A 12,343-nucleotide genomic window follows, 5' to 3' on the forward strand; every position below is an offset into this window, starting at 1 on the left:
CTCAGGTGAGTCGCTCGGACCTGTTCTCCAACAACCGGATTCGATGGGCATTGCCGGGTAGGTCGATGTAGCGCCTGCCGAAGACGGCCAACAGCGCATCGTCGAGGCGACGCACCGCGCCCGGCGGAAAGCGGTAATCCATCGCGGCGTTCACCGCATCGGTGTCGACGCCGGCCAGCACCGCGTCGACCTCGTCGATCGAGTCGACGCCGAGATCGAGCAGCAGCCCGGCCATCCAGCCGTAGTGGTCGGTCCGCGACCAGCCGGCGTCGGGGAAGCGGTTGGCCAGGTACGTGGCCAGCACCGGAGTCGGAATGCCCGCCTCACCGGCGCTCTGCGGCCGTTCGACCGGGGTGGTCGACCGCAACCGCTCCCGGATCGCCGAGAACTCCCGGTCGGCCAGCTCCAGCAGACCCGCGGCCAGGGTGAACCGGCGATCCAGGTCGGGGGCGTCCTCCTCCGGAATCGAGCCCTTGTAGCGGACGTCGTGCTCGAACTCCGCCCACGCGTGTTGCAGGATCGTGCGCACCTGTACCGACGCCGGCTGCTGCTCACCCTCGACAGCCAGCAGCAGATGCCGGCTGGCGTACCCCCACCGGCCCTCACTGGCGGTCTCCACCCCCATGTCGCGATCGTCGAGGAGTTGCATCTCCTGCCCGAGCAGGCGGGCCACGGCGGCGACGTCGTCGCGCAGATAGGTGATCACCCGCAGACCGATCTGGTCGGTGATCTCCGAGAGCGGATCGGCGAAGAGTCTGCGCCCGTCGACATGCCGGTCGGCCTTGGCGGCGAACGATGCCACCGACTTGGTCCGCGCCGTCACGCTCAGGTAGTCGATACCCGCGTCATCGAGCAGCGCCGTCACCACCGCCACGTACCGCTCGGTGGAAGTCACCAACTGGGGACGCCGCCCGGTGTACGTCGCGATCGCGTCGTGCACCACGCCCGGTGTCGGCTCGGGCGGCGCCGGCAGCAGGTCCGACGGCAACGTCGGCGTCACGATGCACCCGGTCTCGGCGTCGCCGTAGAACGTCAGCAGGTCGGGCCGGCGCGCAGCCAACAGCGCCACGTAGGCGCAGACGACCGCGTCCACCGGATCTTCCACGCGCCGCAATTCGCTCTTGCGCTCGGCACTTTCCGCGGCTGCGCGCAGACGCAGCCAGTCCGGGGAGTCCGCCACCCGCAGCGGGGGCTCCGCGGTTGCGAGTCCCTCGACGAGGTCCATCAGCCGCAGCAGCTCAGCCTGCAGCTGCGCCACCGAACGGCCCGGCTTGGCCTTGTACTTCAGCGTGCGGCCGAGCCGGAACAACGCCACCGTGGCCGCGTGCGGATACACCTCGAGCGCGCGGCGCGGCGCCTCGGACCGGGGATCGATGTCCAGCCCGAGGGCCTCGGACAGCCGCCCGGCCCTGGTGCCGTCGGCGAACTCGGGCTTACCCATGTTCGACGGATGGGTACCGGCCTGGAACTTCGCGAAGTCGGCGTTGAGCGCTCTCTCGGCCGGCCGCTGCCCGGTCTCGTTGCGCACCACGATGGGCGCGTCGATACCGACCACGCAGTCGCCCTCCACATAGGGCGCCACCATCGAGCGGATGCTGGCGTCATCGGTGGCCGCCGCCGCCGTCACCAGCCGGCCGGCGTCGTCGACCACCGCGACGCCGGTGGGTTTGCGCTGCCCCCAGGCCAGGTCCAGACCGACGAAATACATGGCCCCTACTGTGCCCGATAGGCTGTTGGGCCGTGAGCAACCGCGCGTCCATTCCCGATGTCCTGGCCCACCGCTACGCCAGCGAGGAGATGGTCGCGATCTGGTCGCCGGAAGCCAAGATCGTCGCCGAGCGCAAGCTGTGGCTGGCGGTGCTGCGGGCGCAGGCAGAGCTGGGCGTGGAGATCCCCGCCGGGGTGATCGACGACTACGAGCGCGTCCTGGAGAACGTCGACCTCGACTCCATCGCGGCGCGGGAACGGGTGACGCGCCACGACGTCAAGGCCCGCATCGAAGAGTTCAACGCACTCGCCGGCCACGAGCACGTGCACAAGGGCATGACCAGCCGCGACCTCACCGAGAACGTCGAGCAGATGCAGATCCGGCGCTCGCTGGAACTGGTGCATGCCCGCGGCATCGCCGTCGCCGCCCGCCTCGCCGAGCGGGCCGCGCTCTACCGCGACCTCGTGATGGCCGGCCGCAGCCACAACGTCGCCGCACAGGCCACCACCCTGGGCAAGCGCTTCGCCTCCGCTGCCGAGGAGACCCTGGTCGCGCTGCGCCGCATCGAAGAACTCATCGCCCGCTACCCGCTGCGCGGCATCAAGGGGCCCATGGGCACCGCCCAGGACATGCTCGACCTGTTCGACGGCGACACCGCACGGCTCGCCGACCTGGAGACCCGCATCGCACAGTTCCTCGGTTTCACCGACATCCTGACCAGTGTCGGCCAGGTGTACCCGCGCTCCCTGGACCACGACGTGGTGTCGGCCCTCGTGCAACTCGGCGCGGGCCCGTCATCGTTCGCTCACACCGTCCGGCTGATGGCCGGCCACGAACTCGTCACCGAGGGATTCGCACCCGGCCAGGTCGGTTCGTCGGCGATGCCGCACAAGATGAACACCCGCAGCTGCGAGCGGGTCAACGGATTGCAGGTGATCCTGCGCGGATATTCCTCCATGGCAGCCGAATTGGCGGGCGCACAGTGGAACGAGGGGGACGTCTTCTGCTCCGTGGTGCGTCGCGTCGCACTGCCGGACGCGTTCTTCGCCATCGACGGGCAGACCGAGACGTTCCTGACCGTGCTCGACGAGTTCGGCGCGTACCCGGCGGTGATCCAGCGTGAGCTCGACCGCTACCTGCCGTTCCTCGCGACGACGCGCATCCTGATCGCCGCCGTGCGCGCCGGGGTGGGCCGCGAGACCGCCCACGAAGTGATCAAGGAGCACGCGGTCGCGGTGGCGCTGGCGATGCGCGAGCGCGGAGCCGAACCCGATCTGCTGGACCGGCTGGCCGCCGATCCGCGGTTGCCCCTGGACCGTGCGGCGCTCGACGGCGCGCTGGCCGACAAGGCGGCCTTCACCGGTGCAGCCGCGGACCAGGTGGACCGCGTGATCGCCGCCGTCGACGATCTCGTCGCCCGTTATCCCGGCGCCGCCGATTACACCTCGGGCGCGATCCTGTGACGGCACCCGCGGAGGCTTTAGCCGGGATCGACTTCACCGATCTCGACAACTTCGCCGCGGGTTTTCCCCACCACCTGTTCGCGCGCCACCGCGAGTGCGCGCCGGTCTACTGGCACGAACCGACCGAGAACACGCCCGACGGAGAAGGCTTCTGGTCGGTGGCCACGCACGCCGAAACCCTTGCCGTGCTTCGCGATCCGGACACGTACTCGTCGGTCACCGGCGGCGAGCGGCCCTTCGGCGGCACCCTGCTGCAGGATCTGCCGATCGCCGGTCAGCTGCTCAACATGATGGACGATCCGCGCCACGCCGCGGTGCGCCGTCTGGTGAGTTCCGGGCTGACACCCCGGATGATCCGACGCATCGAAGACGATCTGCGGGTGCGGGTACGCGGGTTGCTCGATGCCGTCCGACCGGGCCGGCCCGTGGACGTCGTCACCGAGATCGCTGCGGAGATCCCGATGCAGATGATCTGCATCCTGCTGGGAGTGCCGGAGTCCGAACGTCATTGGTTGTTCGAAGCCATCGAACCGAGTTTCGACTTCGGCGACGCCCGCCGGGCCACCATCTCGCGGCTGTCCGTCGAGGAAGCCGGTTCCCGGATGTTCGCCTACGGCCAGGAACTGATCGCCGAGAAGAAGACGGCGCCGAGCGACGACATGCTCTCGGTGGTGGTCAACTCCGCCGACCCAGAGCTGTCCGACCTCGAGAGCTACCTGTTCTTCAGCCTGCTGTTCAGTGCGGGCGCCGAGACCACCCGCAATGCGATCTCCGGCGGATTGCTGGCCCTGATCGAGAACCCCGAGGCCTTCGCCGCCGTGCGTGCCGATCTGGATCTGCTGCCGACCGCGATCGAGGAGATGGTCCGGTGGACCTCGCCGTCGCCGTCGAAGCGTCGCACCGCCACCCGTCCGACCAGCCTGGCCGGTCGCCAGATCGACGCCGGGCAGAAGGTGCTGGTGTGGGAGGGTTCGGCCAACCGCGATGCGGCGGTGTTCGCCGACCCCGACCGGTTCGACGTCACGCGAAAGCCCAACCCGCACCTGGGTTTCGGGCAGGGTGTGCACTACTGCCTGGGGGCCAACCTGGCCCGGCTGGAATTGCGGGCCATCTTCTCCGAGCTGCTGAGCCGATTCCCCGCGATGCGCCTGGCCGCGCCGGTGGAATGGACGAGAAGCAACCGGCACACCGGACTGCGGCACCTGATGGTAGTGATGGAGTAGTGACTCCGGACATGAGAGCGTCCGATGCCGATCGCGCTGCGGTGATGCAGATCCTCGAGCAGGCGGTGGGCCAGGGCATGTTGACACTCGACGAGTACAGCGAGCGTGCCGACGTCGCGCTGGCCGCGCGCACCCGCGGCGAACTGGACACCGTGATCGCCGATCTGCCTCACGTGCGCCGTCAAGTCGTTCCGGCAGCAGCACCAGAAGAGGTGCGCAGCTGGATGTCGAGCATCACCCGTAAAGGCCAGTGGACCGTGCCGCCTCATCTGCGGATCACCACCCGGATGTGTTCGACGACGCTCGATTTCACCGCCGCCGTGGTGCCGGGTCCGGTGGTGCGCATCGACGTCGACGACTACTGCAGCTCCACGGACATGATCCTGCCCGACGGCGCGACCGCCGACCTCAACGGCGTCCACCACCTCGGTTCGTCCATGTCGGTGAAGGTGCCGACCGCCCCGACACCGGCCGGGTTGCACGTCGTCGTGACCGGACGCGTGCGGTTCGGATCCCTCACCGTGCGCCACCCGTTCGGTGCGACGCTGCGACGGTTCCTTCGCTAATCCGGGCGCCGCAGGTTCGTCGCCCGGATCCCGGTCGCCCGCAACTCGAGAGCGGCCAATCCGCGGATCGCCGTCCGATCCTGGCTGCGCCACGCGCCCACCGGATCGGGGTTGATGGCGGCGAGCTTGGGCAGCGGCCGGTTGGCCAGCGCCCGCAGCGCCAGCAGCTCCTCCCCGGCAGCCGTGGACGCCAGCGTGATCGCGGTCCACTGCCGGCGGAAGAACCGGACCCGCAGGAACAGCCACGGCATCATCAGCGCCAGGATCGGGGGAGCGGCCACCGCCAGCGCCAACAACCAGGCCAGCCAGCTGGCCGTCACGCCCAGCGACTGACCCGCGCCCGCGATCTCGCGGGCGGCGTCGCCGGCGGCGCTGAGCGGTTTGGCCAGCGAGTCTCCGATGAGAGGCACGTTGTCGGCGCTGTTGCCTGCGGAGTCGAGATTGCCCGCCACCCCGTTGGCGCCGCTCTGCACCTGGTAGCCGAACTCCGCGATCACCGCGACCGCGGAGTGCACCGCCAGGCCGACGAACACCCAGACGGTGGTCCAGCCGACGATGAGCACGTCGCTGAGCAGCTGCCACAGCAGCCGCCCAGGCGTAGTGGCATAGGGAATCCACCGGGATTTCATGCGATCGATCACAGCACACAGAGCGCCTCCGATGGCCCGATAGGCTGACCGGATGCGTCCCGCTCTGTCCGACTACCAGCACCTGGCCAGCGGCAAGGTCCGAGAGCTCTACCGGATGGACGAGGCACACCTGCTCTTCGTCGCCACCGACCGGATCTCGGCATACGACTACATCCTCGACAGCGAGATCCCGGACAAGGGCCGCATCCTCACCGCGATGAGCGTGTTCTTCTTCGACCTCCTGCCGGTGCCCAACCACCTGGCCGGCCCGCCGGATGACCCCCGCATCCCCGAAGAGGTGCTCGGCCGCGCGTTGCTGGTGCGCCAACTCGACATGCTGCCCGTCGAGGCCGTCGCGCGCGGCTACCTGTCCGGCTCGGGGCTGATCGACTACCAGAACACCGGCAGCGTCTGCGGTATCGAGTTGCCGCCGGGCCTGGTGGAGGCCAGCCGCTTCGCCGAGCCGCTGTTCACCCCGGCGACCAAAGCGGACCTCGGCGATCACGACGTCAACATCAGCTACGACGACGTCGTCGACCTCATCGGCGACGAACGGGCCGAAGAACTACGCGACCTCACGTTGAAGACCTACCGTCACGGCGCCGAACATGCGCTCACCAAGGGCATCATCGTCGCCGACACCAAGTTCGAGTTCGGCGTCGACGCCGACGGTGTGCTGATGCTCGCCGACGAGGTGTTCACCCCCGACTCGTCGCGGTACTGGCGTGCCGACGACTACGCCGAAGGTGCGGTGCAGAACAGCTTCGACAAGCAGTTCGTCCGCAACTGGCTCACCGGCCCGGACTCGGGCTGGGACCGCCACGGGGATCAACCCCCGCCACCGTTGCCCGCCGACATCGTGGAGGCCACGCGGGCACGCTACATCGAAGCCTACGAACGTATTTCGGGTCGACGTTTCGCGGACTGGATCGGAGAACAGCAGTGAAGCCGCCGGTGGCACGACGTGTCGAACATCGACGCGAACATCACGGAGACGTGTTTGTCGACCCCTATGAATGGCTGCGGGAGAAGGACAGCACCGAGGTGATCGACCACCTCGAGGCCGAGAACACCTACACCGAGCACGTCACTGCCGACCTGGCTCCGTTGCGGCAGGCGATCTTCGACGAGATCAAGGCCCGTACCAAGGAGACCGATCTGTCGGTGCCGACCCGGCGCGGCGACTGGTGGTACTACGGGCGCAGCTTCGCCGGCAAGCAGTACGGCGTGCACTGCCGGTGCCCCGTCACCGATCCCGACGACTGGACGCCGCCGCAGCTGACCGAAGACACCGACATCCCCGGAGAGCAGATCCTGCTCGACGAGAACGTCGAAGCCGAAGGCCACGACTTCTTCTCCCTCGGTGCGGCCAGCGTCAGCGTCGACGGCAACGTGCTCGCCTACTCCGTCGACGTTCTCGGCGACGAGCGATACACCCTGCGGTTCAGGGATTTACGAACCGGCGAGCGGTACGACGACGAGATCGTCGGGATCGGCGCCGGGGCCACCTGGGCCGCCGACAACAAGACCGTCTACTACACCACCGTCGACGACGCCTGGCGACCCGACACCGTGTGGCGGCACCGCCTCGGCGCCGGCCTGCCGGCCCAGAAGGTCTACCACGAGCCCGACGAACGATTCTGGGTCGCCTGCGGGCGCACGCGCAGCAACAAGTACGTGTTGATCGCGGCCGGCAGCGCGATCACCTCGGAGATGCGCTACGCCGACGCTGCCGATGCCGACGCGGAGTTCACCGTCATCTGGCCGCGCCGCGACGGAGTCGAGTACTCCGTCGAACACGCCGTCGTCGCCGAGGAAGACCGCTTCCTCATCATGCACAACGACGGCGCGGAGAACTTCACCCTCGTGGAGGCGCCGGTGGCCGACCCGTCGGCGACCCGCACCCTGATCGAACACCGCTCCGACGTCCGACTGGATGCTGTCGACGCCTTCGCCGAGTTGCTCGTGGTGAGCTACCGCAGCGAGGCGCTACCACGAATTCAGCTGTGGCCCTTGCACGGGACCGGTTACGGCGAGGTCCGCGACGTCACCTTCGACTCGGAGCTGATGTCGGTCGGGCTGTCGGCCAACCCCAACTGGGCCGCGCCTCGGCTCCGTATCGGGGCGACGTCGTTCGTGACGCCGGTACGGATCTACGATCTCGACCTCGCCACCGGCGAGCGCGTGCTGCTGCGCGAGCAGCCGGTGCTCGGCGACTACCGACCGGAGGACTACGTCGAACGCCGGGACTGGGCGATCGCCGAAGACGGTGCGCGCGTACCGCTGTCGATCATCCACCGGGTCGGGGTCACCTCACCCGCGCCGGTGCTGCTCTACGGCTACGGCGCCTACGAATCATGTGAGGACCCGCGGTTCTCGATCGCACGGCTCTCACTGCTCGACCGCGGCATGGTCTATGCGGTCGCGCACGTTCGCGGTGGTGGCGAGCTGGGCCGGCCGTGGTACGAGCACGGCAAACTGCTGGAAAAGCGGAACACTTTCACCGACTTCATCGCTGCGGGAGCACATCTCGTCGACTCCGGTGTCACGACCGCCGAGACGATGGTGGCCTACGGCGGCAGCGCCGGCGGCCTGCTCATGGGAGCGGTCGCCAACATGGCGCCCGACCTGTTCGCCGGCATCCTGGCCGCCGTGCCGTTCGTCGACCCCCTCACCACGATCCTCGACCCGTCGCTCCCGCTGACGGTGACCGAGTGGGACGAGTGGGGAAACCCGCTCGAGGACGCCGATGTCTATCGCTACATGAAGTCCTACTCGCCGTACGAGAACGTCGAATCCAAGCGCTATCCCGCCATCTTGGCGATGACGTCCCTCAACGACACCCGCGTCTACTACGTCGAACCCGCGAAGTGGGTGGCCGCGCTGCGGCATGCGCAGCTCGAACCCGAGCGCGACGGAGCCCGCGTGCTGTTGAAGACCGAGATGAATGCGGGCCACGGCGGCATCAGCGGACGCTACGAGCGCTGGAAGGAGACGGCCTTCCAGTACGCATGGCTGCTCGATGTGGCGGGACTCGGCGGCGCCGACGTAACGTCGGCCCCATGACGCTCACCGACATTCCGCTGACCACCCTCGACGGCACCGACACCACGCTGGGGGAGTTGGCCGGCGGGGCCGCACTCGTGGTGAACGTCGCGTCCAAATGCGGTCTCACGCCGCAGTACAGCGCGCTCGAGCAGCTCGCGAAAGACTACGGCGACCGCGGCCTGACGGTGATCGGGGTGCCCTGCAACCAGTTCATGGGACAGGAGCCGGGCACCGCCGAGGAGATCCAGACGTTCTGCTCCACGACCTACGGCGTCACGTTTCCGCTGCTGGCCAAGACCGACGTCAACGGACCCGGCCGGCACCCGCTCTACGCGGAGCTGACCCAGGCCGCCGACGGCAGCGGCGAGGCCGGCGATGTGCAGTGGAACTTCGAGAAATTCCTGCTCGCACCGAACGGCGAGGTCGTCGCCCGATTCCGGCCCCGCACCGCGCCCGATGCGCCCGAGGTGATCGCGGCCATCGAGTCCGTGCTGGGGTAGCGGCCACAGTTCAGCCACACGAGTGGTGGTGTTGTCCATCCCGACACCTGGCGTTGCGACACTGCGGCAGTGGCAGGACAACTGATCGTCTCGATTTCCGGAGTCAGCGACCGCACTCTCGACGACGTCGCAGGGTTCCACGCGCAGCTCGCGCGGCGCGGCATCCCGGCGTCGTTCCTCGTGGCGCCACGGCTCAAAGGCGGGTACCGGCTCGACCGTGACCCTGACACCGTCGAGTGGCTGACCCAGCGGCGGGACGCCGGCGACGCGATCGTGCTCCACGGCTTCGACGAGGCCGCCACCAAGGCGCGGCGCGGCGAGTTCGCGACGCTGCCCGCCCACGAGGCGAACCTGCGGCTGATGGCCGCCGACCGCGTCCTCGAACACCTCGGGCTACGCACCCGGCTGTTCGCCGCACCCGGCTGGAACGTTTCCGACGGTGCGATGATCGCACTGCCGCGCAACGGATTCCGTGTCATGGCCGGGCTTGGCGGCATCACCGACCTGGTCCGCGGGGAGACCGTGCGGGGGCGCGTGCTGGGCATCGGCGAGGGCTTCCTGACCGAGCCATGGTGGTGCCGCACCGTCGTGCTCGCCGCCGAGCGCACCGCGCGCCGCGACGGCGTCGTACGGGTCGCTGTCGCCGCGCGGCACCTGCGCCGGCCCGGTCCCCGGCAGGCCATGCTCGACGCCGCTGACCTGGCACTGATGCACGGCTGCGCGCCGGCCGTCTACGCGTGGCGGACCCCGACTGCGCTGTCCGACGCCGCCTGAGCGGTCCCGCTCGCTACATTGGCCGCATGGCAGATGATGCAGACGTCATCGTGGTCGGCGCCGGGTTGGCAGGGCTCGTGGCCGCGTGCGAGCTGGTCGAGCGGGGTCGTCGGGTACTCATCGTCGACCAGGAGAACGCCGCCAACGTCGGCGGCCAGGCCTTCTGGTCCTTCGGCGGGCTGTTCTTCGTCGACAGTCCCGAGCAGCGGCGCCTCGGCATCCGGGACAGTCATGAGCTGGCCCTGCAGGACTGGCTGGGCACCGCCGGGTTCGATCGCCCCGAAGACCACTGGCCGCGGCAGTGGGCGCACGCCTACGTCGACTTCGCCGCCGGCGAGAAGCGTCAATGGCTGCGCGATCGCGGGCTGCAGATCTTCGCGATGGTCGGGTGGGCCGAGCGGGGCGGCTACGACGCCCGCGGCCACGGCAACTCCGTGCCCCGGTTCCACATCACCTGGGGCACCGGGCCCGGCCTGGTCGACATCTTCACGCGTCGCCTGACCGGGCCGCTGGTTCGGTTCGCGCACCGCCACCGGGTGGACGAACTGATCGTCGAAGGCGGCGCCGTCGTCGGGGTGCGCGGCGCGGTGCTGGAGCCGTCGTCCGCGGTACGTGGAGCCCCGTCGTCACGAAACAGCTTCGGCGAGTTCGAATTTCGCGCCCAGGCGGTCATCGTCGCCAGCGGCGGCATCGGCGGCAACCACGACCTGGTGCGGGCGAACTGGCCCACGCGGATGGGCCGGGTGCCCGAGCAACTCCTCAGCGGCGTGCCCGCGCACGTCGACGGCCGGATGCTCGGCATCTCCACAGCCGCGGGCGCCCACATGATCAACAGCGACCGGATGTGGCACTACACCGAGGGCATCACCAACTACGACTCGATCTGGCCGCGGCACGGCATCCGAATCCTGCCCGGCCCGTCGTCACTGTGGCTCGACGCCACCGGCCGGCGACTGCCGGTCCCGCTCTATCCGGGTTTCGACACGCTCGGCACGCTGGAGCACATCTGCCGGACCGGGCAGGACTACACCTGGTTCGTGCTGAACAAGCGCATCATCGACAAGGAATTCGGGCTGTCGGGGCAGGAGCAGAATCCGGACCTGACTGGACGGAGCGTGAAGCTGGTCCTCGAGCGCGGCCGCAAGGGTCCCGCCCCGGTGCACGCCTTCGTCGACAAGGGCGTCGACTTCGTCACCGCCGACTCGCTCCGTGAGCTGGTCGCGAAGATGAACGCGGTGCCCGATGTCGAGCCGCTGGACGTCGCGACCGTCGAGGCCGAGGTGACCGCCCGCGACCGGGAAGTCGCCAACCGGTTCACCAAGGACGGCCAGATCACCGCGATCCGCGGTGCACGCGCCTACCTGGCCGACAGGCTGAGCCGCGTCGTCGCGCCACACCGGCTGACCGACCCCAAGGCAGGCCCGCTGATCGCGGTCAAACTGCACATCTTGACGCGAAAGTCGTTGGGCGGGTTGCAGACCGATCTTGACTCCCGGGCGCTGGGTGCAGACGGTGCGGCGGTCGCAGGTCTGTACGCCGCTGGGGAGGCGGCCGGATTCGGCGGTGGAGGCGTGCACGGCTACCGCTCCCTGGAGGGCACGTTCCTGGGCGGCTGCGTGTTCTCCGGTCGCGCGGCGGGCCGGGCAGCAGCCCGCGACGTGGGCTAGTTCTCCTGCGCGACCAGACACGAACTCGAGTGTTTTCTCCGGCGTGTCACTCGAGTTCGCGACTGCTCGCGGTCAGAACTCGGTGCCGTTCTCCGGCTCGAGCACCTGGAAATCGGTGGCCGTCATCTCCGTGAGCCGGCCGTAGTAGACCGGCCGCGCGATCGGATCGATCACTGCCTGATGGATCGGCACCGCACGTGTCGGGTTCACCGCACGCAGGTAGTCGACGGCTTCGGAGATCTTCATCCACGGCGCGGCAGCCGGGGTCGCCAGCACATCCACAGGCTCGTCCGGAACGAACAACGCATCACCGGGGTGCATCAGCCGGGCGGCATGCTCGTCATCGCCGACCAGATACGAAATGTTGTCGATCACAGGGATTTCCGGATGGATGACCGCGTGCTGACCGCCCACTCCGCGCACCGTCAGATGCCCGATCGACAAGGTGTCGCCGACGTGCACCGCCCGCCAGGGCCCGCCGAGTTGCGCCGCGGTCTGCGGATCGGCATACAGCGCGGCCTGCGGATTGGCCTCGATCAGCGCCGGGAGCCGCTCGGGGTCGGCGTGGTCGGGATGCTGATGAGTGACCAGGATCGCCGACAGCCCCGTGATGCCCTCGAAACCATGGGAGAAATTGCCCGGATCGAACAGGATCGTGGTGTCGCCGCCGGATTTGGCGCCGGATTGGGCACTGTCGGAAAAGCTCGCCAACAGGCAGGAATGGCCGAAGTGTGTGAGCTGCATGCCTATAGTCTGGCGCGCACA

General features: G+C 68.8%; 11 protein-coding genes. 8 read left to right on the forward strand and 3 right to left on the reverse strand.

The annotated features are described in order from the left end of the window. Position 1: 1 nt before the first annotated feature. Entirely contained in the window at positions 2-1,708 is a 1,707-nt protein-coding gene (gene relZ, locus DMB80_RS01475) for a bifunctional ribonuclease/(p)ppGpp synthase (RefSeq protein ID WP_111508233.1), read from the reverse strand. 32 nt (positions 1,709-1,740) lie between these two features. Between relZ and purB the strand changes: the two genes are divergently transcribed. The 3 genes from purB to DMB80_RS01490 are packed head-to-tail and all read left to right on the forward strand — an operon-like array spanning position 1,741 to position 4,960. Further along, entirely contained in the window at positions 1,741-3,171 is a 1,431-nt protein-coding gene (gene purB / locus DMB80_RS01480; RefSeq protein WP_111508234.1) for an adenylosuccinate lyase, read from the forward strand. Beyond that, on the forward strand, positions 3,168-4,394 hold the full coding sequence (locus tag DMB80_RS01485; protein WP_111508235.1) for a cytochrome P450: 1,227 nt from the start codon (positions 3,168-3,170) through the stop codon (positions 4,392-4,394). The genes purB and DMB80_RS01485 overlap by 4 nt, the downstream gene beginning before the upstream one ends. Before the next feature lie 11 nt (positions 4,395-4,405). Then, positions 4,406-4,960 (forward strand): DUF1707 SHOCT-like domain-containing protein, encoded by a 555-nt coding sequence (locus DMB80_RS01490; RefSeq protein WP_073683213.1) that lies wholly within the window; start codon positions 4,406-4,408, stop codon positions 4,958-4,960. Here DMB80_RS01490 and DMB80_RS01495 read toward each other — a convergent pair. Further along, positions 4,957-5,589, reverse strand: a complete 633-nt coding sequence (locus DMB80_RS01495; RefSeq protein ID WP_111508341.1) for a hypothetical protein — start codon at positions 5,587-5,589, stop codon at positions 4,957-4,959. The two genes, DMB80_RS01490 and DMB80_RS01495, sit on opposite strands and share 4 nt — an antisense overlap. A gap of 52 nt (positions 5,590-5,641) precedes the next feature. Between DMB80_RS01495 and DMB80_RS01500 the strand changes: the two genes are divergently transcribed. The 5 genes from DMB80_RS01500 (at position 5,642) to DMB80_RS01520 (ending at position 11,578) form a co-directional block, all read left to right on the forward strand. After that, on the forward strand, positions 5,642-6,535 hold the full coding sequence (locus DMB80_RS01500) for a phosphoribosylaminoimidazolesuccinocarboxamide synthase (RefSeq protein WP_111508237.1): 894 nt from the start codon (positions 5,642-5,644) through the stop codon (positions 6,533-6,535). Beyond that, positions 6,532-8,655, forward strand: a complete 2,124-nt coding sequence (locus DMB80_RS01505; protein ID WP_111508238.1) for a S9 family peptidase — start codon at positions 6,532-6,534, stop codon at positions 8,653-8,655. The genes DMB80_RS01500 and DMB80_RS01505 overlap by 4 nt, the downstream gene beginning before the upstream one ends. Further along, complete coding sequence (locus DMB80_RS01510; RefSeq protein WP_111508239.1) at positions 8,652-9,137, forward strand: glutathione peroxidase; 486 nt, start codon at positions 8,652-8,654, stop codon at positions 9,135-9,137. The genes DMB80_RS01505 and DMB80_RS01510 overlap by 4 nt, the downstream gene beginning before the upstream one ends. A 69-nt stretch (positions 9,138-9,206) precedes the next feature. After that, complete coding sequence (locus tag DMB80_RS01515; protein ID WP_111508240.1) at positions 9,207-9,911, forward strand: DUF2334 domain-containing protein; 705 nt, start codon at positions 9,207-9,209, stop codon at positions 9,909-9,911. 26 nt (positions 9,912-9,937) lie between these two features. After that, positions 9,938-11,578 (forward strand): FAD-binding dehydrogenase, encoded by a 1,641-nt coding sequence (locus DMB80_RS01520; RefSeq protein WP_111508241.1) that lies wholly within the window; start codon positions 9,938-9,940, stop codon positions 11,576-11,578. Between the two features lie 72 nt (positions 11,579-11,650). Here DMB80_RS01520 and DMB80_RS01525 read toward each other — a convergent pair whose 3' ends face one another. Next, entirely contained in the window at positions 11,651-12,322 is a 672-nt protein-coding gene (locus DMB80_RS01525) for an MBL fold metallo-hydrolase (RefSeq protein ID WP_162938367.1), read from the reverse strand. Between the last annotated feature and the right edge of the window lie 21 nt (positions 12,323-12,343).

This window comes from Mycobacterium kyogaense (assembly GCF_003254575.1).
Classification (GTDB): Bacteria; Actinomycetota; Actinomycetes; order Mycobacteriales; family Mycobacteriaceae; genus Mycobacterium; species Mycobacterium kyogaense.